This is a genomic window from Campylobacter portucalensis (assembly GCF_009690845.1).
Lineage (GTDB): Bacteria > Campylobacterota > Campylobacteria > Campylobacterales > Campylobacteraceae > Campylobacter_B > Campylobacter_B portucalensis.
This window is the reverse complement of sequence record NZ_VWSJ01000021.1, coordinates 1-25,861: the sequence shown is the minus strand read 5'-3', so window position 1 is coordinate 25,861 and position 25,861 is coordinate 1. Positions and strand designations below refer to the sequence as shown.

Annotated in this window: 33 protein-coding genes and 1 pseudogene; 3 read left to right on the top strand and 31 right to left on the bottom strand. The window is 29.1% G+C overall.

The annotated features are described in order from the left end of the window. Positions 1 to 116 precede the first annotated feature (116 nt). From F1B92_RS05775 to accD, 5 genes are read right to left on the bottom strand one after another with little or no spacing between them, the layout of a single operon-like run. Complete coding sequence (locus F1B92_RS05775) at positions 117 to 1,034, bottom strand: tRNA dihydrouridine synthase (RefSeq protein ID WP_154570921.1); 918 nt, start codon at positions 1,032 to 1,034, stop codon at positions 117 to 119. Beyond that, positions 1,027 to 2,025 carry a hypothetical protein gene (locus tag F1B92_RS05770; RefSeq protein WP_154570920.1) on the bottom strand — a complete coding sequence of 333 codons (999 nt, stop codon included), beginning with the start codon at positions 2,023 to 2,025 and terminating at the stop codon, positions 1,027 to 1,029. Before F1B92_RS05770 ends, F1B92_RS05775 begins: the two co-directional genes overlap by 8 nt. Positions 2,026 to 2,034: 9 nt before the next feature. Further along, positions 2,035 to 2,385 carry an RNA polymerase-binding protein DksA gene (gene dksA, locus F1B92_RS05765; RefSeq protein WP_154570919.1) on the bottom strand — a complete coding sequence of 117 codons (351 nt, stop codon included), beginning with the start codon at positions 2,383 to 2,385 and terminating at the stop codon, positions 2,035 to 2,037. A gap of 9 nt (positions 2,386 to 2,394) precedes the next feature. Next, positions 2,395 to 2,847 carry a 23S rRNA (pseudouridine(1915)-N(3))-methyltransferase RlmH gene (locus F1B92_RS05760; protein WP_154570918.1) on the bottom strand — a complete coding sequence of 151 codons (453 nt, stop codon included), beginning with the start codon at positions 2,845 to 2,847 and terminating at the stop codon, positions 2,395 to 2,397. 2 nt (positions 2,848 to 2,849) lie between these two features. Further along, positions 2,850 to 3,719 carry an acetyl-CoA carboxylase, carboxyltransferase subunit beta gene (accD, locus tag F1B92_RS05755; RefSeq protein ID WP_154570917.1) on the bottom strand — a complete coding sequence of 290 codons (870 nt, stop codon included), beginning with the start codon at positions 3,717 to 3,719 and terminating at the stop codon, positions 2,850 to 2,852. A gap of 120 nt (positions 3,720 to 3,839) precedes the next feature. Between accD and recO the strand changes: the two genes are divergently transcribed. Further along, complete coding sequence (recO, locus tag F1B92_RS05750) at positions 3,840 to 4,454, top strand: recombination protein RecO (RefSeq protein WP_154570916.1); 615 nt, start codon at positions 3,840 to 3,842, stop codon at positions 4,452 to 4,454. Here the strand turns inward: recO and F1B92_RS05745 are convergent. From F1B92_RS05745 to F1B92_RS05625, 25 genes are all read right to left on the bottom strand, one after another. After that, entirely contained in the window at positions 4,451 to 5,188 is a 738-nt protein-coding gene (locus F1B92_RS05745) for a tRNA 2-thiocytidine biosynthesis TtcA family protein (RefSeq protein WP_154570915.1), read from the bottom strand. The genes recO and F1B92_RS05745 overlap by 4 nt on opposite strands. A gap of 3 nt (positions 5,189 to 5,191) precedes the next feature. Then, the gene (locus F1B92_RS05740; protein ID WP_154570914.1) at positions 5,192 to 5,875 is read right to left on the bottom strand and encodes a 5'-methylthioadenosine/adenosylhomocysteine nucleosidase; all 684 of its coding nucleotides are present in this window, start codon (positions 5,873 to 5,875) and stop codon (positions 5,192 to 5,194) included. Continuing rightward, positions 5,872 to 6,801 carry an ACP S-malonyltransferase gene (gene fabD / locus F1B92_RS05735; RefSeq protein WP_154570913.1) on the bottom strand — a complete coding sequence of 310 codons (930 nt, stop codon included), beginning with the start codon at positions 6,799 to 6,801 and terminating at the stop codon, positions 5,872 to 5,874. Before fabD ends, F1B92_RS05740 begins: the two co-directional genes overlap by 4 nt. A 9-nt stretch (positions 6,802 to 6,810) precedes the next feature. Then, entirely contained in the window at positions 6,811 to 7,359 is a 549-nt protein-coding gene (locus tag F1B92_RS05730; protein ID WP_154570912.1) for an FKBP-type peptidyl-prolyl cis-trans isomerase, read from the bottom strand. Between the two features lie 20 nt (positions 7,360 to 7,379). After that, positions 7,380 to 8,252: a tetratricopeptide repeat protein gene (locus tag F1B92_RS05725; protein WP_154570911.1), complete on the bottom strand. Its 873-nt coding sequence runs from the start codon at positions 8,250 to 8,252 to the stop codon at positions 7,380 to 7,382. Positions 8,253 to 8,255: 3 nt separating this feature from the next. Next, positions 8,256 to 8,750 (bottom strand): OmpA family protein, encoded by a 495-nt coding sequence (locus F1B92_RS05720; RefSeq protein WP_154570910.1) that lies wholly within the window; start codon positions 8,748 to 8,750, stop codon positions 8,256 to 8,258. Positions 8,751 to 8,801: 51 nt separating this feature from the next. Continuing rightward, a complete protein-coding gene (gene tolB, locus F1B92_RS05715; protein ID WP_326833111.1) occupies positions 8,802 to 10,043 on the bottom strand; it encodes a Tol-Pal system protein TolB in 1,242 nt (413 codons plus the stop codon). A 46-nt stretch (positions 10,044 to 10,089) separates the two neighbouring features. Then, complete coding sequence (locus F1B92_RS05710) at positions 10,090 to 10,884, bottom strand: TonB C-terminal domain-containing protein (RefSeq protein WP_154570908.1); 795 nt, start codon at positions 10,882 to 10,884, stop codon at positions 10,090 to 10,092. A gap of 3 nt (positions 10,885 to 10,887) precedes the next feature. Continuing rightward, positions 10,888 to 11,280, bottom strand: a complete 393-nt coding sequence (locus tag F1B92_RS05705; protein ID WP_154570907.1) for a biopolymer transporter ExbD — start codon at positions 11,278 to 11,280, stop codon at positions 10,888 to 10,890. 10 nt (positions 11,281 to 11,290) lie between these two features. Further along, positions 11,291 to 11,854: a MotA/TolQ/ExbB proton channel family protein gene (locus F1B92_RS05700; protein WP_326833112.1), complete on the bottom strand. Its 564-nt coding sequence runs from the start codon at positions 11,852 to 11,854 to the stop codon at positions 11,291 to 11,293. Positions 11,855 to 11,860: 6 nt separating this feature from the next. Then, positions 11,861 to 12,253, bottom strand: coding sequence for an ATP synthase F1 subunit epsilon (atpC, locus tag F1B92_RS05695; RefSeq protein WP_154570906.1), 393 nt, complete (start codon positions 12,251 to 12,253; stop codon positions 11,861 to 11,863). Positions 12,254 to 12,264: 11 nt separating this feature from the next. After that, entirely contained in the window at positions 12,265 to 13,662 is a 1,398-nt protein-coding gene (gene atpD / locus F1B92_RS05690; RefSeq protein WP_154570905.1) for a F0F1 ATP synthase subunit beta, read from the bottom strand. Positions 13,663 to 13,676: 14 nt separating this feature from the next. Then, positions 13,677 to 14,567: an ATP synthase F1 subunit gamma gene (gene atpG, locus F1B92_RS05685; protein ID WP_154570904.1), complete on the bottom strand. Its 891-nt coding sequence runs from the start codon at positions 14,565 to 14,567 to the stop codon at positions 13,677 to 13,679. Between the two features lie 8 nt (positions 14,568 to 14,575). Continuing rightward, complete coding sequence (gene atpA, locus F1B92_RS05680; RefSeq protein WP_326833110.1) at positions 14,576 to 16,093, bottom strand: F0F1 ATP synthase subunit alpha; 1,518 nt, start codon at positions 16,091 to 16,093, stop codon at positions 14,576 to 14,578. 9 nt (positions 16,094 to 16,102) lie between these two features. After that, positions 16,103 to 16,636, bottom strand: coding sequence for a F0F1 ATP synthase subunit delta (locus F1B92_RS05675; RefSeq protein ID WP_154570903.1), 534 nt, complete (start codon positions 16,634 to 16,636; stop codon positions 16,103 to 16,105). Then, the gene (locus tag F1B92_RS05670) at positions 16,636 to 17,148 is read right to left on the bottom strand and encodes a F0F1 ATP synthase subunit B (RefSeq protein WP_154570902.1); all 513 of its coding nucleotides are present in this window, start codon (positions 17,146 to 17,148) and stop codon (positions 16,636 to 16,638) included. The genes F1B92_RS05675 and F1B92_RS05670 overlap by 1 nt, the downstream gene beginning before the upstream one ends. 1 nt (position 17,149) lies before the next feature. After that, complete coding sequence (locus F1B92_RS05665; RefSeq protein ID WP_154570901.1) at positions 17,150 to 17,572, bottom strand: F0F1 ATP synthase subunit B family protein; 423 nt, start codon at positions 17,570 to 17,572, stop codon at positions 17,150 to 17,152. Between the two features lie 85 nt (positions 17,573 to 17,657). Continuing rightward, entirely contained in the window at positions 17,658 to 18,518 is an 861-nt protein-coding gene (locus F1B92_RS05660) for a ParB/RepB/Spo0J family partition protein (protein WP_154570900.1), read from the bottom strand. 3 nt (positions 18,519 to 18,521) lie between these two features. Next, positions 18,522 to 19,301 carry a ParA family protein gene (locus tag F1B92_RS05655; RefSeq protein WP_154570899.1) on the bottom strand — a complete coding sequence of 260 codons (780 nt, stop codon included), beginning with the start codon at positions 19,299 to 19,301 and terminating at the stop codon, positions 18,522 to 18,524. Next, positions 19,298 to 19,942, bottom strand: coding sequence for a biotin--[acetyl-CoA-carboxylase] ligase (locus F1B92_RS05650; RefSeq protein WP_154570898.1), 645 nt, complete (start codon positions 19,940 to 19,942; stop codon positions 19,298 to 19,300). Before F1B92_RS05650 ends, F1B92_RS05655 begins: the two co-directional genes overlap by 4 nt. After that, a complete protein-coding gene (gene fmt / locus F1B92_RS05645) occupies positions 19,923 to 20,837 on the bottom strand; it encodes a methionyl-tRNA formyltransferase (protein ID WP_154570897.1) in 915 nt (304 codons plus the stop codon). The genes F1B92_RS05650 and fmt overlap by 20 nt, the downstream gene beginning before the upstream one ends. 3 nt (positions 20,838 to 20,840) lie before the next feature. Continuing rightward, positions 20,841 to 21,890: a GTPase ObgE gene (gene obgE / locus F1B92_RS05640; RefSeq protein ID WP_154570896.1), complete on the bottom strand. Its 1,050-nt coding sequence runs from the start codon at positions 21,888 to 21,890 to the stop codon at positions 20,841 to 20,843. Between the two features lie 125 nt (positions 21,891 to 22,015). Further along, positions 22,016 to 22,273 (bottom strand): 50S ribosomal protein L27, encoded by a 258-nt coding sequence (rpmA, locus tag F1B92_RS05635; protein ID WP_154570895.1) that lies wholly within the window; start codon positions 22,271 to 22,273, stop codon positions 22,016 to 22,018. Positions 22,274 to 22,284: 11 nt separating this feature from the next. Continuing rightward, complete coding sequence (rplU, locus tag F1B92_RS05630; RefSeq protein ID WP_154570894.1) at positions 22,285 to 22,593, bottom strand: 50S ribosomal protein L21; 309 nt, start codon at positions 22,591 to 22,593, stop codon at positions 22,285 to 22,287. A gap of 141 nt (positions 22,594 to 22,734) precedes the next feature. Then, entirely contained in the window at positions 22,735 to 23,778 is a 1,044-nt protein-coding gene (locus F1B92_RS05625) for a cytochrome-c peroxidase (RefSeq protein ID WP_154570893.1), read from the bottom strand. 158 nt (positions 23,779 to 23,936) lie between these two features. On the opposite strand from F1B92_RS05625, the gene F1B92_RS05620 reads away from it, so the two are divergent. Then, a complete protein-coding gene (locus F1B92_RS05620) occupies positions 23,937 to 24,338 on the top strand; it encodes a hypothetical protein (RefSeq protein ID WP_154570892.1) in 402 nt (133 codons plus the stop codon). Positions 24,339 to 24,382: 44 nt separating this feature from the next. After that, a pseudogene (locus tag F1B92_RS05615) lies at positions 24,383 to 25,007 on the top strand (IMPACT family protein). 416 nt (positions 25,008 to 25,423) lie between these two features. Here the strand turns inward: F1B92_RS05615 and F1B92_RS05610 are convergent. Next, a partial coding sequence (locus F1B92_RS05610; RefSeq protein ID WP_195836298.1) for a YadA C-terminal domain-containing protein occupies positions 25,424 to 25,861 on the bottom strand: 438 nt, incomplete at its 5' end.

The window sequence follows — 25,861 nt, the reverse complement described above, 5'->3', positions numbered from 1 at the left end:
AAAAAAAAAAAAAAAAAAAAAATAGAATAAAATAAATAAAAATTTATTATTTTAATACTAAATTTGCATCTAAATAGCTATTAAAAGTTCATTATAAAATAAAAATCTATATAAATTTAAAAGAATTCACTTATCTTGCTTCTTGCTAAATCAACATCATCAATTCTATTAATCTCATCCCTAAAAGCACTAGCCATATCTAAACCTTTTGAGTATTGATGAATATGTTTTCTAAAAAGTAAAGCCCCTCTAGTGCCATAATGTTTTATCATCTCATCAAAATGACATAAAATAATCTCTTTTTTAATCTTTTCATCAACCTTTTTACCGCTTTTAACTTCATAAAAAATCCACGGATTACCAATGCTTGCTCTACCTATCATAAGCCCATCAGCTAAGGTTAAATTTAATACATCTTGTGCGTTTTGTGAATTTATATCTCCATTTGCAATTATCGGCACCAAAGATACTTCTTTAGCTTCTCTAATAGAGTCATAATCAGCTTTACCGCTATATCCATCGGCTTTTGTGCGTCCGTGAATTGCTATATAACTAAGATCTAAATTTTGAAGTTTTTTTACTATGATTTGAGGAATTTTTTCATCAAAACCAAGGCGAATTTTTACACTAGTAAATTTTTTATTTGATTGTTTTTTTATAACTTCTAGTAATTTACAAAGCTTATCTAAATCTTTTAAAAGTGCAGAACCTGAGCAGTTTTTAACTACTTTTGTAGCTGGACAACCGCAGTTAAAATCAATACCATCAATAAAATCAAACTCATTTAAAATCAAAACCGCTTTTTTTATGATCTCTTCATCATTGCCTGCAATCTGAACGATATATGGTGTTTCAAGACTATTTTTTTCTAACATTTTCAATGTTTTTTCATTTTTAAAACACAAAGCATTAGCACTTATCATCTCACTCGTAGTTACATCGCAACCAAAACGCTTTACAACACCCCTTAAAGCTATATCTGAAAATCCAGCCAAAGGAGCTAAAAAAAGCGGTTTTTTAGAAAAATCAATCATTGAACATATATGAAGCAGGAATTGATCTGCCGCTATCTTTTAAAAATAGTAAAATTTTAAATTTGTCATATCCGTCATTATAGTTAATAAATTCTTTTAATGCATCAATCATACCAAATTCATACAAAAGATACAAATAAGCTTCATTTGCTTCATCTTTTTCGCTTCTAAGTCTATTAAACATAGCAATCAAAGCATCTGGAGAAAATTTAGCCTTTAAAGAATTTGCTAATTTAATATACTGCTCTGTATCAAATTCACAAAGCAAAATCAAAGAATAAAAGTCCTCTTTTGTCATTTCAAAAGTTTCATCGCTTAAATACCTATCTACTAATTTTATCGCATCAAATTTAGTAAGTTTGAAATTATGTTTTTTAATCTCAAAATAGCTACAATTTTTAAGCAATACATCAAATGCTTTTTTACTGAGCTCATCATTAATTTCAGATTTATTTTTTAAAATTTCAGTCGCATATTTTGGATCAAGATTTAATTTATTTAATTCATTTTTTATAAAAAGAGGGTTATTGTTTGTAATTTTATATTTTCTAAGCTCCACAACTTCGCCGCTTTCAAGTAATTTTAAAATTTCAATCACATCTTTTATTTGTTTATTTTTTATATCAACCTCATCTTTTAATAATGGCGACAAAAATATGGCTACAGATTTTGCTGTATCAAAAGTATCTGTCTTAAAAGACTTAGTTTTATTTATACCAAGAAGGGCGTTTTTTGCAAATTCATCATACAAGGCCTTATCGTTTTTCAAAGCTTTATTTTTTTTATATACACAAAATGCAACATAAGAGTTATGAAAAATTGCAAAAATTACAAATAAAACCAATGGTAAAATTACCCATAATGCCACTGGCAAGGTTAAATTTAATCCTAAAAAAGAGATGGTATAGCTATTTGCATTTTGCAAAAAAACAAAAATTCCAACAATACCAATATATATTAAAGAATATGTTACGAAATGTTTTAATCTCATAATTTCCCCCTATCTATTTTTCTCAGAAATTTCTTTACAAATTATGCAAAATTTAGCATTTGGCTTAGCTTTTAACCTTGCAATATCTATGTCATCTTCACACATTTCACATATGCCATAACTATTATTATTTATTTTCTCTAATGAAATTTCAATGTCTTGTAGCTCTTTTTGTTGTTGTGTGGCAATACAATACTCCAAATTTGTATCTGTATTGATACTTGCTGCATCCAATTCATCACTAGTTGCACTATGCATAAGCTCTTTTAAATCTCTAGAACAATAATTGATATTTTTTATGATTTGCTCTTTTTTGTCAATAAGAATTTTTTTAAAATAATCGAGATCGCTTTTTTTCATTATTTCCCTTTATTTATGGTATGGATGATTTGCATTTATACAAAAACCTCTATAAATTTGCTCATATAGAACTATTTTTGCTATTTTGTGTGCAAACGTTAAACTACTTAGACTAATAAGCATATCCATTTTTAACTTAAAATTTTCACTTAGCCCATAAGCTCCGCCTATAAAAAATGAAATTTTAGATGATTTTTCTAAAATTTTAGCGAATTCAAAACTATTTAATTTTTTACCTTTTTCATCTAATCCAACACAAAAACCATTTATTTTTGAAAAATAAAGATTATCATAAGCCAAATGAGCATCCTCTTTTGATTTTGATTGTGCTTTAGCGATTTTATCGTTAAAATAAATATTATCACTAATTTTTGCATATTTTTTAGACATTTTTATATACTCTTCAATGCTATCTCTAAAAACATCACTTCCTTTTTGTATGGTATGGATAAAAATTTCCAAATTTAAACCTTGGTGTAAAAATTTTCATTTGCTTTATAAAAAAGCAAATTTAACATACCGCTAATATAGTCTTTTTGTTCGCTTCTAGGCACTATAGCATCAATCAATCCATGTTCTAATAAAAATTCAGATTTTTGAAATCCATCTGGCAAATCCGCACCAATAGTTTGTTTTATAACCCTTTGCCCTGCAAAACCTATCAAAGCCCCTGGTTCAGCTATAATAATATCACCAAGCCACGCAAAAGAAGCACTAACCCCGCCCATTGTCGGATCTGTCAAAACTGAAATAAATGGAATTTTATTTTCGGCTAATTTTTTAATAGCGGCTGAAGTTTTGCTCATTTGCATTAAAGAGTATGTGCTTTCTTGCATTCTAGCTCCACCACTCGCACTTACAATGACTAATGGATATTTTTTCTCTATCGATCTTTTAACGGCACGAGTTATTTTTTCGCCTTCAACAGAACCTAAAGAGCCACCCATAAAAGAAAAATCAAAAACAACCAACTCAATATTTAAGCCATTTATCTTCGCTTCGCCACTAATTACAGAGCTATTTCTTCCTGTTTTATTCTGACTTTCTATAACTCTTTTTTTATATGATTTTTTATCCACAAATTTCAAAGGATCTATTGGAGTTAAATTAGAGTCAAATTCTACAAAACTTTCTTCATCAGTTAAAATTTTAATTCTTTCATCTGCCTTTAATCTCATATGATAATTGCATTTAGGGCAGACATTTAAGCAAGATTGCACCTCTTTATAATACATAAGCGAATTACAACTAGCACATTTTATCCAGTGTGCTGGTGCCTCGCTTGGATCTGCTTGTTTTCTTCTTATTTTTGAAAATATATCCCCAAATTTCATTCAATCGCCTTTTTTAAATTTATAAATATTATAACTAAATTTTCCTTATCTTTTCTTATTTTATCAAAATTATAAGTTAAATTTTATCATTTCTAAAGAAAAAATATATAAAATAACGCTATGCAAGGTTATATTTTAAAAATTCAAAAGATAAAAGATGAAGATTTAATAGTAGAAATTCTAACATCAAAAAAACTTGTAAAATCATATAGATTTTATGGTGCAAGACACTCTAAAATAACTCTTGGATATAAGCTTGATTTTGAGTTAATATTGTCCAATTTTATACCCAGACTTACAAACACAATGCATTTAGGATTTAAATGGCTTTTTGATAGAGAAAAACTATTTTTATGGCAACAATTCATAAGACTTTTTCACAATCATCTAAAAGGATTAGAAGATGTAGATGAAATTTATTATAGAATTTTAGATGATTGTGCAAAAAAACTTGATAAGCAAAGCCCAAAAAGACTTTTTATAGAAGCCTATACTCAAATTTTATATTTTGAAGGAAGATTGAGTGATAGATTTATATGTTTTGCGTGCGATGAATTTATAGAAGATGAAGAAATTACACTAATAAGAGGTTTTTTGCTAGCACATCAAAGTTGCCTAAAAAGAGCTAAATTTAAAAAGAATAAAATCAAAGAACTCTTGGAAACAAAGCAAACTATAAATTTAAATGACGATGAAATAGACCAAATTTATCAAATTTTATTAGACGGATTTTAATTAAAAAATGTATCTAAATGTATATTTTCAAAAGCGGCTTTTAGACTTACAAATAGTTTAGGATTTGATTTCTCCATATTTTGCAAAAAGACTTTTGTGTTTGCTCTAGCGTGAGGCATTTTATTATCAAGTTTATAAGCAGGACAACACTCATCAGTTAATACCTCTAAGTTATTTTTAATAGCACAATCTTTTAATTGTCTTTCTCTTACAAAAATTAAAGGTCTAATTAATGTAAGAGAATTTTTAGCCACATATTTTGGAGCAAGAGTCCTTAATGCACCATTGTAAGTAAAATTCATAAAAAAACTCTCAACAGCATCATCTAAATGATGACCTAAAGCCACTTTATTAAAACCATTTTTTAAAGCATAAGAGTATAAATTTCCACGCCTCATTCTAGCACAAAAACTGCATATAGTGGCATTCTTTTTAGACTTTTCTTGCATAATATCAAAAGAATTTGTCCGTATAACTTCATAATCAATATCGTGATTTTTTGTATGATTTAAAAGATATGAAAAATCTTGCCCTATTCCATAATCAACAGTAACTGCTTTAAACTTCCAATTCAATGGACTAACTTTTTGAAAATGATTTAAAATATGAGATAAAATTAAGCTATCTTTACCGCCACTTAAAGCCAGTAAAATTTTATCTCCTTCTTCAAACATCTGGTATTTTGCGTTTGTTTGACCTACTAATCTTATAAGTTTTTTGCTAATTTCAATCATTAATTATAAATTTTCTACCATTTTTAAAACAAAATTAGCACTTATTTTAGCACTACTGATCATAAATTTATCAAAATCAAACTCAGCCTTTGTCCCAGCTTCATCGCTTACGCTTCTTAAAATAAAAAATGGTGTATTTAAACTATGACAAACAAGAGCTACGCTTGCACCTTCCATTTCAGCCAAATCTGCATCAAAAGTTCCTTTAATCCATTTTTTTTTCTCGTCATCACAAATAAATTGATCTCCGCTTGCTATAATTCCTGGATAAATGGTTAAATTTAGAGATTTTGCAACTTTTAAAGCTAATTGATTTAAATTTTCATCACTATTTATAAAAATTGGAGTATCTGGAACATATCCATAAGGATGTCCAAAAGCTGAAATATCAATATCATGCTGGAGCAATTTTGTTCCATAAACCATATCTGAGATTTTAAAATTAGGATTTAAGGATCCAGCAACACCTGTAAAAAATAGAATTTCAGCACCATATTTTTCTATCATCAAAGTAGCACTAAGGGCTGAATTTACCTTACCTATTTTTGAATATGCAATAATCAAATCATGATTTTTAAATTTAGCAAAATAAAATACATTATTTGCATAGCTTTCTTGTATATAATCTAATTTTTCCAAAAGAGGAGTGATTTCTTCTGGCATAGCCCCTAAAATAGCAATCTTCAAATATTTTCCTTTACAAATTCTATAAATTCATTCAAACTTTTTAGATCATAAACTGAAAAAGTTTGTTTTTTTGTTATTTTTTTATTTAATCCTTGAAGAATATTAGAACCAAATTCAACATAAAAATCAATATCTTCATCAATACTTTTTATACTTTGTTTGTATAATACAGGCTTTATTAATTGCTCTTTTAAAAGTTTTAGAGCTTCATTTTTTGTAGAGTAAGCTAAAGCCGTTACATTTGAAATAACGGAGCCAAAATCGCTATTTAGAATCGGTTTTATTTCTTCAACTAAAGCATTGCTAGCATCTTCTAAAATAGGACAATGACTAGCTACACTCATATTTAAAAGCATAGCTCTTCTAGCTCCAAACTCTTTAAAAACTTTCTCTAAATTTGTAAGAGAATTTAAATCTCCTGCCACAACAATCTGCCCATCACAATTATAATTTGCAGCCCAAACATTAGCTCCATTTTTTCTGGAATTTTCACAAATATCCTCAACTTCGTTATCCATTAAACCAAGGACAACCATCATTGACATATTTTTATTTTCGCAAGATTTTTGCATAAACTCGCCACGGATATTAACAAGTTTTATGGTATCTATTAAGCTAAAAGCACCACTAACCCCAAGAGCACTAAATTCTCCAAGAGAATGACCTAGGCTAAATTTTGGCTTTAAATTTAAATTATCTTTTATAGCTAAATAGCTCATAAAAGAATTTAAAACTATAGCTGGCTGAGTAAATTGTGTCAAATTTAAATCATCATTTTCCAAAAATAATAGTTTTTTGAAATTTATCTTACAAATATCACTGGCCGCATCTAAAAGTTCCCTTGCTTGGACAAAATTCTCATAAATTTCTTTACCCATTCCAATTTTTTGAGAACCTTGCCCAGGAAATATAAAAGCAAATTTCATATTAAATTCTCAATGGTGACATCCGCAACCACCACCATGATGGTGATGTCCTCCGCAACACTCATGGTCTTCTCCGTGAGTATGTCCGTGTCTGCAAGTGTGAGGAACCTCAATAAAACCTTGTTTTATCTCTTCTTCTGTTGCATCTCTATTTTCAACCACTTTAACCGTAAATTCAAGATTTCTGCCAGCAAAAGGATGATTGAAATCTATCATAACCTCTTCATCTCCTATAGCCTTTACAATAACCCTAGTAGTTTCTCCGCTTTCGCTCTCTCCGAATAATTCCATACCTTCATGAAGTTCAATTCCAGCAAATTGCTCTTTTGGAAGAGATTCAACCAATTTTGGATCATATTCTCCAAGACCATCAGCAGATGAAATTTTAATAACTTTTTGACTACCGCCACTTAAATTCAACACTTCTTCTTCTAATTTTGGCAAAATTTGATTTAAACCTGTTAAAAAACCAATTGGATCAGAGTCTAAATTTGTTTCTAGTAACTCACCACTATCGCTATCTTTTAATTCGTAATTCATCATAATAGCTTTTGTCATAATCTTCTCCTATATTTAATTTAATTAGCTAATGATTTTGCTTCGACACTATCTGGAAAATTATCTTTTAGAGTATTAAAAAATTTTTTTGAATTTTTTGTATCACCTAAATTTTCTAAACTCTCACCAGCATGCTTTAAGAGGCGAGGCAAATAATTTGCTTTATAATTTTGTTGAATGCTTTTTTCATATTTAGAAACAGCTTTTGCATATGATTTTTGATTATATAAAATTTCCCCCAACATAAAATTTACTTCAGCGGTTTTATAACCCTTACTCAATAAATACTCATATCTTATTTTTGCATCAATATATTTTTTATTATCAAATAACTCATTTGCTTTTTTCATAATATCATCTGGCTTCATATCATCAAAAGCTACTATTTTGTCATTAGATTTAGCTCGTGTTTTATTTTTTTCTAAGCTACTATTTTTTAAAGTATCAATTGCAGATGATTTTTGTTTTACTTTTGTTTTGTTTTTCGAATTTAATTCACTATTTAAAATTAAAATTTGTTTTTTTAAGTCTTTAATTTCTTTTTTTAAAAAAACTATATCTTTACTTTCGGAATGTAAATTAGAATTGTTAGCTGATTTATTGTCTTTTCTCATTGCTCGAATTTCTAAGCCAGAAACTCTATTTTCAAGCTTAGAAATTTGAGAATTTAATCCTTCAACAACAGATCTTAAACCAATAATACTCTCATTTTGCTCTTTCAAAAAAGCTTCTATTTTATCAACTCGTTTTTTATTTGCAAGCAAAACTTGTTCATTTTCAGTTAGTCCATATGGATTTTCTGAAACCAAATTTCCAGCCCCAAAAACTGAAACTTCTTCCGCTTTAATAGTGGCTATAAAAATAGCCACAATAAAAATAAAAATTTTTTTCATATATTAAAAATGCAATTTAAACTCATCACGTCTATTTTGCGCATCACAAGATTTGCTTTTTTCAGTACAAACAGGATTGCTTTCACCATAACTTACAACAGATAGTCTATTAACATTTACGCCCTCATTAACTAAAGCATCTTTAACCGCTTTTGCTCTTTTTAAACCAAGGGCATAATTATACTCATCAGTTCCCCACTCATCACAATTACCTTCGATTTTTATATTGATTTTATCTGCACCAGGCTGATTAAAAAGTGCGGCATTATTACTAACAACTGAACTCATTTTAGGGCTTACATTATATTTATCAAATTCAAAATATACATTTTGAATTTGAGTTTGAATGCTTTTAGCAAGTTCTGCTAACTTTTGATCTTCACTCATCATTGGTGCTTGATTAGACATATGCATATCCATCGCTTCTGGAGTTTTTTTGCTACAACCAACTAAAAATAAAGTAGCAGCTGCTACTGACGTTAAAACAATATGTTTCATATTTCCACCTTATAAAAAATTTCTCGATATTATATCATATTTTTTGTAAATTCACCAATCGATCGACTGAATTTTACCAACTTTTAGTGGAAATTGAAAACTTCTATTTTCATTTATTCTAATTATTCCTACTGCACTTTGATGTCTAGAATCCTTAATGTATAATATGCTACCCCCATCATTTGAAAATCTAGGATATAAATTCTTGCCACCAGCTGTTAGCTGTCTAATGTAGTCTGTTTTGGTTGAAATTAAGTATATATTAAAATCTTTATTCTCCTCTCTACTGGAATAAGCGATATAGTTTTTATTTGTTGTAATTGAGTTGTTATTCTTACCATGAAAAACCATTTGCTCAACACTTGAAGATTTTAAATCGGTTGAAAAAATGTTAGGATACCCTAAACGATCACTTACAAAAACAACTTTTGAGTCATTATCAACAAAATTTCCATTCACATCGATACCCGGATAATTTGTGATTTTCGTTTTTTGTTTTGTTGATAAATCTAAAATAAAAATGTCTGCTTGATCATTTGGTGCATCTGTTATTAAAAGCTTAGTGCCATCTAAGCTAACATCAGAAACTACTAACATACCACTTCCTGATATAATTTTATTTTTTTTACCATCAGTGAGATCATATTTAAAAATAGTTGGTATTTTATCTTTTGTGTAATGTGTGTAATAAAATTCATCTTGAATTGAATTTGTCCACTTAGGAAATATATTTAACCCCCCACTTATAATCTTTTTTTGATATGTTAAAGTATAATCAGATACATAAATTTCACTCTCTCCAGATGAAATATATTTAGAAAATAATATCATTTTATTCATCCAATCCACATTTGTATAACCAAGTTTTTTTGCTATTTCAGCTACTGCCATATGTGCTAAAAATGGATATTTTTGACCATTATTTATACTAAAATTTGACTCATATAAATTTGATTTAGTATTTAAATCTATAACTTTAATCTTTAAATTTAATAATGATGATTTATCGCCTGACAATTCGTATCTAACAATAAAATTTGAATTTATCGCTGGCGTCAAATCTCCATCATATAAATTTTGGTAATAATTTTCATCTACATCAAATACAGCAGAAACCTTTAAATCTCCATTAATCAACTTAAAAAATTGATTTTGTAAAGCAATGTCAGCTAAATTTGAAGCATCCTCAACCACTACTTTTGGCAAAGATATGCCTTGATTAACAATAGTTGTTGTAGCATCATTTGCAAAAACTGCAATAACAAAACTAAAAATAAATAAAATTTTTTTCACTATAACTCCTTTAAATTTCATTTAATTGTAATATAATTTTGTAAATTTATATCAAATCTTTCATCTCATATGTATGAGTAAATGGCTTTTTATCTGGCGGATTTGGAAATTGTATATCTTCAATTCTATCTAAAAAATCTCTAATTTTTTGATTAAATTCATTATTTAAAGATAATTCTAATATCTTATAACTAAGTTTTCCATCTTGATTAATGGTAATTTCTATGATTGCATTTTGATTTGATAGAGCACTATAGCTACTCCAAATTTTAGTTAAAATATCTTCAACGCTACCCATAAATTCATTATAAATACCTGTTTTTTGAGATTTTCCACTAGCATTATCGCTAGATATTCCATTGGTTTGCTTTTTTGTATTTGAAGATGGCTTTGTTTTTGTAGTTTTATGGCTTTTTTTTCTAGATTGAATCATATCTTCTTTATTTTTTATCTCTTTTAATTTTGTTTTATTTATATCTTTAAATAAATTTGATAAATTTAGCCCATCTTTTTTAGCTATAGATGGTTTATCTTCTAAATTTATATGATTTTGCCGTGTTGATTTATTTGTAGTTTTTAATTTTTCTTCTTCTGCTTGCTCTGTTTGCTTAACAACATACTCTTTTACATCATCTTTTATTGACTGGTTTTTAGTAGGGGTTGCAATCTCATCCAAATCAATGGCAATTACATTTATAAAAGCATCTTTATTTTTTGTAAAATTTACAACTACATTATGTTTTGTTGCATTAATCGATACGTAAAGTATAAAAATAATAATTAAAAAATAAAGAATTAAGCTTATTAAAAAAGAAGCTAAATTCAAAAAGCTATTTTTCATAAATTATCCAGCTGTTTGAAGGGCTACTTTTGTAAAACCTGCTAGTTTTAAAGTCTTTAAAACATACATTACATCATTATATATTAAATTTTTATCAGCCATAACAAAAACTGGATCATCTAAATTATATTTTGAAGATATCAAGACTAAACTATCGCTAAACTCATCTAAATTTACAGTTTTATTATCTATTTTAATCTTTTTTTTATCATCAATCACAATAATCAAACTATCTTTTTTAGATGATGATACTGTTTTTTTAGATCCATCAGGAAGTAAAATTTGCTCTTCATAAATCACAGCTGGAGTTGTAACCATCAAAATAGCAAGCAATACCAACATAATATCTACAAGAGGAGTGATATTTAACTCTGGTTTTTCATCATAATCAAACATGCTTATAGCCTTAAGATTTTGAATTTAACAGTATTAAATCAGATGATCTTTTTATAATGCTCATAACCTCATAAGATTTTCTCTTAATTAAAAGATGAAATGTATAAGCAGGAATAGCCACAAAAATACCAGCCCCAGTTGCAACTAAAGCCTCACTAATAGCAGGAGCTATAACAGAAATACCAGCGTTGCCACCACCCATTTTAGCAAAAGTATCCAATATAGAGATTACAGTCCCAAAAAGTCCTATAAAAGGCGATGTTGAAGCCACTATGGATAGCCAAGTAAGACCTATAGTGGAGTTTTTTTCTGAGATAGATAAACAAACATTTATCTTTTCTTGACTAATCGCCCCTATTACATATTTTTTTAAAACTGATGGAAAATTTGAAATCCTACCACCTAGAAGCAAAATATCTAAAGCTTTTTTTTCATTATTTATCCATGAATTGATAATTAAGTATCTTGAAATCAAAATAGTAAGCGTTATTACAAAATATATAGATAACCAAGTAAGCACAAATATAGTAATAAAAGTGCTTCTTGATAAATAATTTAAAAAAACATCTAAAATATACACTTATTTAGACCTTGCTATGTTTTCCATTTTAGCAATAGTGGCTATATATGCTGAGCTTTCGCTCCCCATAGACTCTATTAACTCTTTTGCTTCATTTAATGATTTTGCAATAGAACTCTCGCTATTACCACCTACATATATAGCACCATCAGCTAATACACTAACTTTTTTTTCATCGGCCTTTAAATATCCCCAATTAATAGCCACAATATCCTTAGCATTTTTAGCATCAATTATCTCTATAATTCCTGCATTTAAAAGAGTGATAAGACCTGCGTGTCCAGGCAAAACTCCAAACTCACCTTCGCTTCCTGGAAATTGTGCTGATTTAACTTCGCCTGAAAATATACTACCTTTTGGAGTAACAATTTCTAGCCAAAATTTATCATTCATAAATAGCTCCTTTAAGCTTTAAGCTTTTCAGCTTTTTGGATAACCTCATCAATATTTCCAACCATATAGAATGCATTTTCTGGAAGCTCGTCATATTTACCCTCTAAGATTCCTTTAAATCCAGCTATTGTTTCTTCAAGCGTGATGTATTTTCCAGGGCTGCCTGTAAAAACTTCTGCCACGAAAAATGGCTGAGATAAATAGCGTTCAATTTTTCTAGCTCTTTCAACTACAAGTTTATCTTCTTCGCTTAATTCATCCATACCAAGAATTGCTATAATATCTTGTAAATCTTTATATTTTTGCAATACAGACTGAACCCCTCTTGCTACTTCATAGTGCTCTTCACCTACAATTTGAGGATCTAACATTCTTGAAGTTGAATCAAGAGGATCAACAGCTGGATAAATTCCTTTTTCAGCAATAGCTCTATTTAAAACAGTAGTAGCATCAAGGTGTGCAAAAACTGCTGCTGGTGCAGGATCGGTTAAGTCATCAGCTGGCACATAAACTGCTTGAACTGAAGTAATTGAACCTTTTTTGGTTGATGTAATTCTTTCTTGAAGTTTACCCATCTCACTTGCTAAAGTTGGCTGATAACCAACAGCTGATGGAATTCTACCTAAAAGTGCTGACATTTCTGAGCCCGCTTGTGAAAATCTAAAAATATTATCAATAAACATCAAAACGTCAAGACCCATTTCATCTCTAAAATATTCAGCCATCGTTAGCCCTGTAAAAGCTATTCTGTTTCTTGCTCCTGGCGGCTCACTCATTTGACCATAACATAAAGCAACTTTATCCAAAACTCCACTATCTTTCATTTCGTTATAAAGATCGTTTCCTTCTCTAGTTCTTTCACCAACTCCAGCAAAAATAGAATAACCACTATGTTTAAATGCAACATTATGAATTAGCTCCATAATAATAACTGTTTTGCCAACACCAGCACCACCAAAAAGACCTACCTTTCCACCTTTTGCATATGGTGCCAACAAATCAATAACCTTTATTCCTGTTTCAAAAATTTCACTTTTTGTGCTTTGATCTTCAAAAACAGGTGGTTTTCTATGGATAGACCACTTCTTGTCAAATTCAGCCCCTTCTCCTTCATCAATCAAATCGCCAACAACATTAAAAATTCTACCTAAAACTTTCTCTCCAACTGGAACAGAGATAGGACCGCCAAGAGCAGTAACTTCTAAACCTCTTTTTAAACCATCACTCATATCCATAGCAATAGTTCTAACCACACCATCCCCAAGATGTGCTGCAACCTCAAGAATTAATTTTCTTTTTTCACCTTCAACATCAAACAAGACTTCAATAGCCTCATTAATCTCTGGTAAATAATTTGCAAATTTTACATCTACAACAGGACCTATAATCTGACTTATAAAACCTTTCATTAAATCTCCTTATTTTATTTCATAGCTTCAACACCACTGATGATTTCTATAAGTTCAGTGGTAATAGAGCTTTGTCTTGCTTTATTATAAGCTAAATTTAAAGCTCTAACTCTCTCTTTTGCGTTATTGGTAGCATTTTCCATAGCATTCATTCTTGAACTATGTTCGCCTGCTAAACTATCAATTAATGCATAATACATACTATATTCTAAATATTTCTCTATAAGATCACTCAAAATTTTTGCACCAGAATTAATTGGTTCAAATTCTAGCATTGAGATATCATTTATATTTTTCTCTATTTTTGGTGGCTGAATTGGAACTATATCGTTAATCTTAATCTCTTGTGTTATCATATTTTTATAACCATTATAAACTAAAATTATCTTGTCTGTTTCTCTATTTAAATAATCTTCAATAGCTTTTTTAATTAAATTTTGTGCTTTTTCATAAGTAGGTGAAGAGCTTAAATCAACGTATTTTTCAAAAAGCTCAACCCCTTGAAATGAAAAGTACTCAATACCCTTTTTACCAACAGCCTTTAAGCGAATTTTATAATTTTTATCTTGATATTGTTTTACAACTTTTTTAACATTTTTAATTGTCTGAACATTAAAGCCGCCACATAAACCTTTATCAGATGTAATAAAAATAATATCAACTATCTTTTTTTCACTGTCATTATCAAAAAAACGAGACAATTTTTCATCATAGGAAGAATTTTTCATATAGTAGGCTATTTCACTTAAAACTTCATTAATTTTTATAGCATAAGCTCTTGAATTTTCAGCAACGCTTTTAGCTTTCTTAAGCTTAACATTAGAAACAAGCTTCATAGCTTTTGTTGTTTTTTCAGTATTCTTAACGCTTTTTATTTGTTGTTTTATCTCTTTTAAACTAGCCATTTTTTATCCTATTGAGCAGAAAAAGTCGCTTTAAATTCATTTAATGCTTTTATGATTAAATCTTCTAATTCTTTATCTAATGCTTTTTTATTTCTAATATTTTCAAAAATTTCTGGATACCTGGCTTCTATATATGGATATAATTCTGATTCAAATTTACCAATAGCTAGTGGCGAAACATCATCTAAATATCCGTTAGAGCCAGCAAAAATAATTATAACTTGCTTATCAACCGAAAGAGGCGAATAAGGAGGTTGTTTTAAAATTTCAACCATTCTTTGACCACGATCTAGTTGTTTTCTGCTGCTTTCATCAAGATCGCTTGCAAATTGTGCAAAAGCTTGTAGTTCTCTATATTGAGCCAAATCAAGTCTTAGAGTTCCCGATACCTTTTTGATGGCTTTAATCTGAGCCGAGCCTCCAACTCTTGAAACAGATAAACCAACATTTATAGCTGGACGAATACCTGAGTTAAATAGATTGGTTTCTAAGAAAATTTGACCATCTGTTATAGAGATAACATTTGTTGGTATATATGCCGAAACGTCCCCTGCTTGTGTTTCTATAATAGGAAGTGCCGTTAAACTACCAGCTCCTAACTCATCGCTTAACTTGCTAGCCCTTTCAAGAAGCCTTGAGTGAAGGTAAAAAACATCTCCTGGATAAGCCTCTCTGCCTGGTGGTCTTCTTAGGATTAAAGAAATTTCTCTATAAGCAACAGCATGCTTACTTAAATCATCATAAATTATCAAAGCGTGTCTTGCATTATCCCTAAAATACTCCCCCATTGTACAACCAGTATAAGGTGCTAAATATTGAAAAGCAGCAGATTCGCTAGCACTTGCACTTACTACGATTGTATAATCCATAGCACCATATTCTTCTAGTTTTTTTACAGCTTGAGCTACAGTTGATTGCTTTTGACCAATAGCCACATAAATACAAACAACATCCTGACCTTTTTGATTTATTATTGTATCTATTGCAATTGTAGTTTTACCCGTTTGTCTATCACCAATAATAAGTTCTCTTTGACCTCGACCAATTGGAACCAAAGCATCAATTGCTTTAATACCTGTTTGAAGTGGTTCATGAACACTTTTTCTTGCCATAATACCTTTTGCTTTTTCCTCAATAAATCTTGTTTCGGTAGTTTCAATAGCACCTTTACCATCAATAGGCTCCCCTAAAGCATTCACAACCCTGCCTATTAGCGCATCCCCAACTGGTGCTCTAAGAAGTTTGCCTAATCTTTTTACACTACTTCCTTCTACGATACCTTGTGTATCGCCTAAAATAATAGCACCAACAGTGCTTTCTTCTAAATTTAGAGCTATACCTTTTGAGCCATTTTCAAATTCAATCATCTCATTTATCATAACATTTCTTAAACCGTATATACTAGCTATACCATCAGCAACTGTTACAACTTTACCTGTTTCTTCAATATCAACATTAATGTCAAATTTCTCGATTCGTTCTTGAATGATATTGCTAATCTCATCAGCTTTAACTTTAAAACTCACTTTTACTCCTTATATTGCTTTTAATATATATTCATTCATATCTTGTCTTAATCTATCGATAGAAAAACTAATCTCAACGCCAAGTTCTTCAAGGCTTATTTTAATGCCATTATACTCTTTAGTATTTTGTTTTAATGATATCTTTGCGTTAAATTTTTTAGAAAAAATATCTTCTATTTTTCTTATTTCTTCACTATTTAAATTTTCTTTAGATGAAATTTCACCAAAATACTCTCCATTTAAAGTAGCCATTTCAATTCTAATTCTTTTATAGATTTCTGGTATAAAAACCAATCTTTTATTTTCCATTAGAAGCTTAATAAAATTCTCGAATTTGACAAAAGGATGTTTTATAAACATTAGTATAAATTCAAATTTTTTAAAATCATCTACAACTGGCGAATTTATAATAATTCTAAATTTATCATTATCAAAGGCTAAAGAGATATTTTCTAAATTTAAAATAGCATTTTTTAATTCATCTTCATTAAATTGTTCCATTAATGCTTTTACGTATCTTTTTGCAATTACATCATAACTCATCAAACAACCTTTTTATATACTATATTAACCAAATCTTTTTGACTAAATTTCATAGAATCATTATCTAAAGATTGGTTTAAAATTTCATTTACTACTTGTTTAGTCATCTTTTTGGCTTCAAATTCTTTTTTATTTTCGTAGCTTTTTTTAAGATTATTAATTTCTATTTGAGCATTCTCTTTTGTTTTTTGCTTAATTATCTCAATCTCTTTATAAGCTACCTCCATAAGTCTTGCAGCACCATTTCTAGCTTCTTCTATATCTTTAGCCGCTTGTTCTTTTTGACTTTTAGAGTCATTTAATTTATTTTGTATGGCATCAAGTTTTGAAGCTATTAAATTTATCCTATCTTTATAAGCTTTTTGTGCATAATCTTTTAAAAAATAGAATAAAATTCCAAAAAATATGAGAAAATTTAAAGTTCTAGGTATGATGTCAAAATCTTTTACTCCTTCATGGGATGAGGCTATAATAATCATTGGAACTAAACATAAAAATATGATTTTTTTCATACTAAATCCTTGCAAGTTTTTCTTTAATTTGATTTTTAAATTTTGGAATTTCATTGTTTAATGCAGATTTTAAATTTTCTTTTTCTAAATTTAAATTTTGCATATAAGAAACAAAATCGCTTTCGAACTCAGCAATTTTTTCTTTAATTTCATTTTGAGACTCTTTTTTTATCTCATCTAAGGCATCTTGCTTTTTTTTATTTGCCTCACCTCTTGCAATACTTAATATTTTTTCAACCTCGGCTCTACTAGAACCAACATCGCTTAAATTTTTATTCGCAAGCTCTTCGTCGCGAAAAATAGCAGCTTCCCTAGCATCCATAAAAGAAAGCATCGGTTGATATAGTCTTCTATTTAAATACCAAACTAGCATCAAAAAAACAACTATAGTTAAAATAAATGCACTTACATCTATTTCTATCATTAATCCTCCTTATAAATTCAAAAATACGATATTTTACTATAAAAAGATGAAAACTAACTAAATTTAAAAGAAATTTAAAAGAAATTTACAAAAATTTCTCTAATAAACTCTGGATATTTGAAATTTCTTTAAATTCTATAGTTATTTTTTTATCTTTTATCTTAATTTTTCCGTAATTAGAAAGTGCTGTTTTTAAATTTTTCATTTCATTTATAAAATTTACACTAAGCTTAATTTCTTGTTTATTTTTTGATTCTTTTTTTGATTTTAATTTTTTTACTAAATCCTCAGTATCTCTAACGCTTAATCTTTGCCCGATTATAGTGTTTAAGATATCGCCCTCATCTTTTTGACTAAGTCCTACTAAAATTTTAGCATGACCTTGAGTGATATCACCATTTATTAATGAATTTTGAGTTTTTTGAGTTAAATTTAAAAGTCTCATAGTATTTGTGATTTGAGTTCTTGACTTTTGTATAATATGTGACAAATCCTCTTGCGTAATTTTATATTCTTCGATTAATTCTTTATATGAATTTGCAAGCTCGATAGGATTTAAATCCTGTCTTTGGATGTTTTCTATTAAAGCAAGCTCTCTTAAATTTCTAGATCCAATATCAGCAACAATGGCTTTTATTGTGGATGCACCTATTTTTTTTGTAGCCCTAAGTCTTCTCTCGCCCGCTATCAACACATAATCATCATCTTTTTTAAACACTATAATAGGCTGAATTAATCCATGCTTTTGAATAGATTTACTAAGTTCATCTATAGTATTTTCATCAAATTTTTTTCTAGGTTGGTATGGATTTGGATAAATCTTTTCTATATCTATTTCTAAAACTAAATCTTTTTGACCACTTTCAAGCTCTTTTGTGTAAGCAAGTTCAACATCACCTAATATTGCATCAAGACCTCTTCCTAGTCTTCTATTTTTACTTGACATAATCTACTCCATTATACAATTAGCTAAATTTTGGTATGCTAAACTGCCTGCTGATTTTGCATCATATAGCACAATAGGTTTCCCAAAACTAGGACATTCTGCAAGTTTTACATTTCTTGGTATGACTATAAAGCCATGTTCATTTTGACTTATAAAAAGCTTGTTTTCAAAATGTTGTTTTAAATTTGCAATAGTCTCTTTTGATAGATTGTTTTGACTACTGTACATTGTTGGTAAAAACCCCCTTATGGAAAGCCTTGGATTAACTGTTTGCTTTATTATCTTTATTGTATTTAAAATCAATGCAAGACCCTCTAGTGCATAAAATTCACACTGTATTGGTATTATAACACTATTGCTTGCACTTAAAGCATTAACAGTAATACTGCCTAAAGTAGGCGGTGAATCGATTATAATATAATCATATTTACCTTTAATTTCTTCTATCTTTTTCCTTAAAACCAACTTAAAATCATCATCTTCTTTAAAAAGCTCTTGCTCGATTCCTACCAATCCGATATTTGCTGGTGCCAAAAAAAGAGTTTTTATATCAGTTTTTAATATAACTTCTGATATTTTTTTTCGTCCAGTTAAAACATGATAGATATTAAACTCATAGTCATTTCTATTAAATCCAAGACCAGTTGTAGCATTTGCTTGCGGATCAACATCTATAAGTAGTACATTTTTTCCCAAAACAGACAAAGAAGCAGCTAAATTTACAGCTGTAGTTGTTTTACCAACACCGCCTTTTTGATTTGCTATTGTTATTATTTCACTCATCTTAAACTATATACCCTTTTATTATTTATCATTATGCTTCCATCTTCATAAAGATTTGCATTGTTTAAATGAAATTTATTACCATTAATATTGGTATAAAATTTTTTGCTTAGTTCAAATTCTACCACAAATTTACTAAAAATTTGCTTCCATGGAATTTTGTTTTTTAAAATATTTAAAAACCCAAACACAACTTCATTTGGAGTTATATTTATATCTAAAACTCCAGCATAATCTGGGCTATTTGTTAAATTTAAACCAATTCCGCAAACATAAGTAGTTTTTATTTTTGTTGTTATAACGCCACCTATTTTTTTATTATTTAAATAAAAATCATTTGGCCATTTTAGCCATATTTTAGAGCCTTTTGTGGATAAAAATTCCTTCATTAAAAAAGCAAAATATATACTAAATGATGGAGGCGGAATTGTGCTAGATAGATCTTTTTCATCAATACAAAAAGAAAAATATAAATTTCCCTCATCACTCTTCCACTCATTTCCGCGACTTCCATAGCCTTTTATTTGTTTTTTTGCTATCAATGCAAAAGGAGGATTTATAATACCATTTTTCAAATTCTCAATCAATTCGCTTTGGGTAGAGATAGACTCATCCACGCTTTTAATAACAAAATTTATCATCTATTTTTAGTCTTTTACCATTAATAAAATCTTTTGCAAATATAGGTTTTTTACCAATTTCTTGAAGTTTTAAAATTTCTATCTCGCCATCTTGAAATTGAATACTAAAACTATCTTTTTTTAAATTTGAAATCCTGCCTAATTCAAAATTTCTTAAATTAGAAGAAATTTTTATATCTAAAAGTTTTGTGCCATTTTCTAAAAATATACCTGGCCAAGGATAAAAAGCTCTAAATTTACGCATAACAATATCAACACAATCACTAAATTTAATAATCCCGTCCATCTTTTTTATCTTTTTGCAACTCGTCGCTAAAGCGTGATTTTGCTTAACTGGTTTGATATTTTTATAATTATTTAAAACTTTAATCGTTAAATTTGCTGCAACTTTGCTCATTTTTTCAAAAACTTCATCACTCTTTAAATTTTTAATATCTATATATTCAATATCCAAAATATCGCCATCATCAAGACCTATATCCATTTTCATAGCAGTAACGCCACTAATTTCTAAGCCATCCAAAATAGCACTTTGAATAGGGCTAGCACCTCTATATTTAGGTAGAATTGAAGTATGTAAATTTATACAAGGTGCTATATCTAAAATACTTTTAGGTAAAATTTTGCCATAAGCTGCAACCACTATAAAATCTGGTTTTAAATTTTCAATCTCATACTTAATCCACTCTTCTTTTAAACTTTTTGGCTGAAAAATTTTGATATTTTTGCCGCTTTTTAAAATCCACTCTTTAACAATTGGTGGTGTTAGAATTTGCTTTCTACCAACTACCTTATCTTCTTGAGTAACAACACAAACTATTTCAAAATCATTTAAAATAAGCTCTTGTAAAATTTGTAAAGCATAAGATGGAGTTCCCATAAAAACTATTTTCATATTTTACTCGCTCTTTAGACTTTTTAATATTTCTAAAAGTTTAAATTTTAACTCTTTTATGCCTAAATTTGAAACACTTGAAATAGGTATTACAAAACGAGGTTTTTTGTCATTAAATTTACCATTAATGGCTGGAGCTTGAACTTTTTCAAAACCAAAATCTAGTAAAAATTTGGAGTAAATTTCATCCAAATTTTCACAAATTTCACACTTTGTTAAAGCAATGGCATATGGTAAATTTGATAAAGTTGTTCCAAATTTTTTTATTTCATCCCTAAGAGTTAAAAACTGAGTATTTATATCTCTATAATTTGCAAGATCTAGCATAAAAAGTAAAATTTTTGTCCTTTCGATATGCTTTAAAAATTCTATTCCAAGCCCTTTTCCATCACTTGCACCCTCAATAATACCTGGTATATCAGCCATAATAAAACCACTAAATTCATCAACTTCAACCATACCAAGTTTTGGCGTTAGAGTTGTAAATTCATAGTTTGCAATTTGAGGTTTTGCATTAGAAACGGTTGAAATAAGAGTTGATTTTCCTACATTTGGAAAGCCTAAAAGTCCAACATCAGCTATCAATTTTAACTCTAAGCGAATATTTTTACTTTCGCCTTCCAAACCTTTTTGTGCATATTCTGGGCGTTGATTAGTGGGGCTTTTAAAGTGAGTATTTCCAAGACCGCCTTTTGCACCTTTTAAAAAAAGAACTTTTTTATTATTATCAACTAAATCAAAAATAAGCTCTTTTGTATCATCATTATAAACCAACGTTCCTGGTGGCACCACTAAAGTTAAGCTTTCTCCCTTTTTTCCAGCCATCTTTTTACCCATACCCGCCGCACCATTGCTAGCTTTTAAAAATCTTTTTCCTTTATAAAAAGCTAGAGTGTGGGTATTGTTATCAACCTGAAAATAAACATCGCCGCCATCGCCGCCATCGCCGCCATCAGGACCGCCCATTATGATAAATTTTTCTCTCCTAAAACTAACACAACCTGCACCGCCATCGCCAGATTTAACACTAAATTTTACACTATCTATAAACAATTTTTTAACCTCTAATAAAAATACTAAATTATACTAAAACATCATTGATAAAAAGCTAAATTTGATTTAAAATTTTAAGAAGCAATAAGAATTAAAATTTAAATTTGCGGCCAAGAGCCACAAATTTATTCAGCTGGATAAACTGAAACTTGTTTTCTAGCTTTATCAAACCTTTCAAATTTAACAAAACCATCAATTAATGCAAAAATAGTATGATCTTTGCCTATTCCTACATTTTTGCCAGCATGAGTTGCTGTTCCTCTTTGGCGTATAATAATATTACCAGCTCTAACAAATTCGCCACCATATTTTTTAACGCCCAACCTTCTACCTATGGAATCCCTATTATTTTGGGTTGAACCTTGACCTTTCTTGTGTGCCATCTATCTTCTCCTTAGGCTTTAATGCTTATAACTTTAACACGTGTGTATTGTCTTCTAAAACCACGTTTTAATTTCGAGTCTTTTCTTCTGCGTTTTTTGTAAATGATAACTTTTTTATCTTTACCTAAATTTACAACCTCTAAGACAACTTTTGCACTCTCTATAAATGGTGCTCCTACCTTCAACTCACCATCATTTACTGCTAAAACATCAGTAATTTCAATGGTGTCTTTTTTTTCAGCTTCAAAACGATCTAAATTTAAGAAGTCTCCTTCGCTAACTTTATACTGTTTTCCGCTGTGCTTGATAATTGCATACATCAAAGCATCCTTTTTATAAAATTTGGTAGTAATCAAAAGGCACTTTTTAAAAAGTTTTGAAAGCACTTTTGACTAAAAAGCAAAATTATATCTAAATATATTTAAATTTAGCTTATTTCAGCCAAATTTGGCTGAAATTTATCAATAATCAAGCTCTGGCTTTGGAGTTTGTTTAGTAGATGGGGGTAAAATAGGATATGTAATCTTGGGCATTTTTCCATTTAGAGATTTAAAAAAACTCGCTATAGAATTAGCCTCTTTATCTGTGATTTCAATACCAAGCTGAATGCTTCCCATCTCTTTTATCGCCTCTTCTATATCCCAAATAGCACCATTATGAAAATAAGGCGCTGTAAGCATTATGTTTCTTAAAACAGGTGTTTTTACCATACCATCTTTATCACCTTTAAAATCTCCAATGTTTGCAAATTTATATTTAGATACAACTTCAAAAGCTTGCATACTGCCACCTAAATTTACACCATTATGACAAGAAACACACCCTTTTTCTATAAAAAGATCAAGACCTGCTTTCTCTTCTTTTGTAAGTGCGTTTTCTTTTCCGTTTAAAAAATCATCAAATCTCGATGGCGTTACTAAAGTTCTCTCAAAAATTCCAATAGTAGCTGTAATTAAATCAAAATCAATATCCACACCCTTATTGTAAGCTTTTTCAAAAAATTTCACATATTCTGGAATGGATTTTATAATCTCCTCAACTCTTTGAGGCGAAGATGCCATCTCAGGCTCTGCTGTCATAGGGCCAGCTGCTTGTGCTGCAAGATGAGCTGCTCTTCCATCCCAAAACTGTACAGAATTAAATACAGAATTATAAACAGTAGGAGCATTGATATGATGAGGATTTGGCGTCCATTTATGACCTGTTGAAGCAGGGATATTATCTGCTCCACCATAACCTAAATTATGACAGGTATTACAAGAAATTATGCCACTTTTTGAAAGTCGAGGATCAAAATACAACATCTTTCCAAGCTCTACCCTTGCTTGAGTGGTTGGATAAACTTTGGAATCTTGAGCGGACTCTTCAATAAATTTCTCCAACGATGTTTTATCTTTAGGAAGAGCAACCAAACCAAATGATTTTGCTTTCTCAATAAGCTCACTATTAGCTAAACTAAAATTTAAAAACAAGGCTGAACAAACAGCTACTGATAATATTTTCATAATAATATCCTTTCTAATATAAAAAATATTTTTAATTATATAAAAGTTATATAAATATAAAATAACAAAATTAATTATTTTATTTTATATTTTTTTTATTTTTAACTATTAATAAAATTTTGTTATAATTTTTAGAAATTAATTAGTAAAGGTAGATTATGAAAAAAACATACATGCTTACTCTTAGTAGTATAATTTTATTTGCTGGTTGCAGTGCTTCAAATTGGAATTTAGGAAAAACTATGACAAATGATATGCCACAAATAGATAAATCTCAAGAACAAATAAAAACCACAAAAGAAAAAAATGCAGATAATTTTCATATAGATACAGTTATAAATACATGGGGAGAGCCAACATCAACTAGAATAAATTCAGCTGGAAACAAAGTTTATGTATGGGAAAATTGCAAGCCAACTGGAAATTTTATAGAAAATTGCAATGAAAATGGTTGTGAAACGATACCAGAAAAAGAGTGTTGCGAAAGAGATTTGATTACAGATGAAGCAGGTTATGTTCAAAATTTAAAAGAAGCTGTTAATAGCTGTACAAGTAATTAAATTTTAATTTAGTTAAATGTGGCTAAAAATTTATAAGGATAGAGTTGAAAACTATCATAAAATCAGAATTTACACAACAAGAGATAAAAAAATCAAATTTCTTAATATACTTAGTGCCATTTGATGATTTTAATAAAATTTACGAACAACTAAAATTAGAGCATCCAAAAGCTGTGCATATAGTTTGGGCGTATAGATATTATAATAATTTTTCTGCAAATAGTAGAAAATCAAAGCGATGATGGCGAACCAAAAGAGACTAGCGGACCACCTGCATTCAATGTTTTAAGAGGAGCAAATTTAATAAATATTGGCGTATTTGTCGTGAGATATTTTGGTGGCATTAAGCTAGGAACCCGTGGGCTTGTAAGGGCTTATAGTTCTAGTGTGAATTTAATAATAAATAGTGCAAATTTAGTGGAATTTAAACTAAAAGATAAGTGTAAATTTACTATTGAATTTAGTTTAATTTCAAGATTTGAGCACTTTTTTAAAAAAGAGAAATTCGAGGTAAATAAAGAATTTAAAGAATACGTTGTCGATATATTGCTAAATTTAAATAAAGAAGAGTTTATTATTTTATATAAATTTGCTAAGCCTTTTGAAATGAAAGGTGTTTTATTTAGCTGTTTTCCGATATTTGCAAAAGAGATTATTTTATCTTACTAAGCGATAAACTTACTATATAAAATTATCAAAAAAATAGATAATTTTCATTCTTGTACTTAAATTTACAATCTCCAAATAAATTTGAAAATTTAATCTAAAATAGCAATGCTTAGTTTTTAATCTCAAAAGCTAATATTTACATTTAAAACACCATTTTTAAACATCAAACAAAAAATCATATTAAACTCCACAAAATCGATAAAAAATAGAATTTTGTTAAAATTTATCAAAATAAATTGATAAAATATATATTTAAATATCTTAAAAATACTCTAAATTTATACGCTTTATTTTTAAATTGATTTATAAATAAATGGTGATATAAAATAATTTTAAACAAATTTTACTGTTTGAAAGTATTAAGAATATTTTAAATTTATAGATTATAAAAGCAGTAAATTTACTGCTTTTATATCTTACCAAGCCCAGCCAACACCTACACTGCCACCAAAATCGCCAACAGAGTTGCTATTGCCGTGTATTCTAAATATTGTTTTACCATTATCGCTTACACTAGAAAATCCTAACGCCACTGCACTTTTTCCTTTATAGGTTCCAGCAGAGAGAGCAAATACTGATTTTCCCGGCATAGAAGACATAGGTAAACCAGCAGCAGCTAATGCACCTGCAATACCTGCTTGTAAGTTTTTGTTGTTGGCATCAATTACGCTACCGAGGCGATTAGCAACGTCATTGACTCTACTATCTACATAATTTTTATTAACTGCAACAAATCCACTTGCATCAGCTTTAACATTTGGAATTAAAATTTCACTTCTTTTACCATCAATGATAACTTCATCACCATTAATGCCTTTTACTCTAAGACCCTCATTATTTGCAATTAGCGATGG

What these genes read in the sequence shown, in the direction of transcription:
- F1B92_RS05775 (WP_154570921.1), bottom strand. Translation starts at nt 1,034, where the DNA reads ATGATTGATTTTTCTAAAAAACCGCTTTTTTTAGCTCCTTTGGCTGGA.
- F1B92_RS05770 (WP_154570920.1), bottom strand. Translation starts at nt 2,025, where the DNA reads ATGAGATTAAAACATTTCGTAACATATTCTTTAATATATATTGGTATT.
- dksA (WP_154570919.1), bottom strand. Translation starts at nt 2,385, where the DNA reads ATGAAAAAAAGCGATCTCGATTATTTTAAAAAAATTCTTATTGACAAA.
- accD (WP_154570917.1), bottom strand. Translation starts at nt 3,719, where the DNA reads ATGAAATTTGGGGATATATTTTCAAAAATAAGAAGAAAACAAGCAGAT.
- recO (WP_154570916.1), top strand. Translation starts at nt 3,840, where the DNA reads ATGCAAGGTTATATTTTAAAAATTCAAAAGATAAAAGATGAAGATTTA.
- F1B92_RS05745 (WP_154570915.1), bottom strand. Translation starts at nt 5,188, where the DNA reads ATGATTGAAATTAGCAAAAAACTTATAAGATTAGTAGGTCAAACAAAC.
- fabD (WP_154570913.1), bottom strand. Translation starts at nt 6,801, where the DNA reads ATGAAATTTGCTTTTATATTTCCTGGGCAAGGTTCTCAAAAAATTGGA.
- F1B92_RS05730 (WP_154570912.1), bottom strand. Translation starts at nt 7,359, where the DNA reads ATGACAAAAGCTATTATGATGAATTACGAATTAAAAGATAGCGATAGT.
- F1B92_RS05725 (WP_154570911.1), bottom strand. Translation starts at nt 8,252, where the DNA reads ATGAAAAAAATTTTTATTTTTATTGTGGCTATTTTTATAGCCACTATT.
- F1B92_RS05720 (WP_154570910.1), bottom strand. Translation starts at nt 8,750, where the DNA reads ATGAAACATATTGTTTTAACGTCAGTAGCAGCTGCTACTTTATTTTTA.
- F1B92_RS05710 (WP_154570908.1), bottom strand. Translation starts at nt 10,884, where the DNA reads ATGAAAAATAGCTTTTTGAATTTAGCTTCTTTTTTAATAAGCTTAATT.
- F1B92_RS05705 (WP_154570907.1), bottom strand. Translation starts at nt 11,280, where the DNA reads ATGTTTGATTATGATGAAAAACCAGAGTTAAATATCACTCCTCTTGTA.
- atpC (WP_154570906.1), bottom strand. Translation starts at nt 12,253, where the DNA reads ATGAATGATAAATTTTGGCTAGAAATTGTTACTCCAAAAGGTAGTATA.
- atpD (WP_154570905.1), bottom strand. Translation starts at nt 13,662, where the DNA reads ATGAAAGGTTTTATAAGTCAGATTATAGGTCCTGTTGTAGATGTAAAA.
- atpG (WP_154570904.1), bottom strand. Translation starts at nt 14,567, where the DNA reads ATGGCTAGTTTAAAAGAGATAAAACAACAAATAAAAAGCGTTAAGAAT.
- F1B92_RS05675 (WP_154570903.1), bottom strand. Translation starts at nt 16,636, where the DNA reads ATGAGTTATGATGTAATTGCAAAAAGATACGTAAAAGCATTAATGGAA.
- F1B92_RS05670 (WP_154570902.1), bottom strand. Translation starts at nt 17,148, where the DNA reads ATGAAAAAAATCATATTTTTATGTTTAGTTCCAATGATTATTATAGCC.
- F1B92_RS05665 (WP_154570901.1), bottom strand. Translation starts at nt 17,572, where the DNA reads ATGATAGAAATAGATGTAAGTGCATTTATTTTAACTATAGTTGTTTTT.
- F1B92_RS05660 (WP_154570900.1), bottom strand. Translation starts at nt 18,518, where the DNA reads ATGTCAAGTAAAAATAGAAGACTAGGAAGAGGTCTTGATGCAATATTA.
- F1B92_RS05655 (WP_154570899.1), bottom strand. Translation starts at nt 19,301, where the DNA reads ATGAGTGAAATAATAACAATAGCAAATCAAAAAGGCGGTGTTGGTAAA.
- F1B92_RS05650 (WP_154570898.1), bottom strand. Translation starts at nt 19,942, where the DNA reads ATGATAAATTTTGTTATTAAAAGCGTGGATGAGTCTATCTCTACCCAA.
- fmt (WP_154570897.1), bottom strand. Translation starts at nt 20,837, where the DNA reads ATGAAAATAGTTTTTATGGGAACTCCATCTTATGCTTTACAAATTTTA.
- rpmA (WP_154570895.1), bottom strand. Translation starts at nt 22,273, where the DNA reads ATGGCACACAAGAAAGGTCAAGGTTCAACCCAAAATAATAGGGATTCC.
- rplU (WP_154570894.1), bottom strand. Translation starts at nt 22,593, where the DNA reads ATGTATGCAATTATCAAGCACAGCGGAAAACAGTATAAAGTTAGCGAA.
- F1B92_RS05625 (WP_154570893.1), bottom strand. Translation starts at nt 23,778, where the DNA reads ATGAAAATATTATCAGTAGCTGTTTGTTCAGCCTTGTTTTTAAATTTT.
- F1B92_RS05620 (WP_154570892.1), top strand. Translation starts at nt 23,937, where the DNA reads ATGAAAAAAACATACATGCTTACTCTTAGTAGTATAATTTTATTTGCT.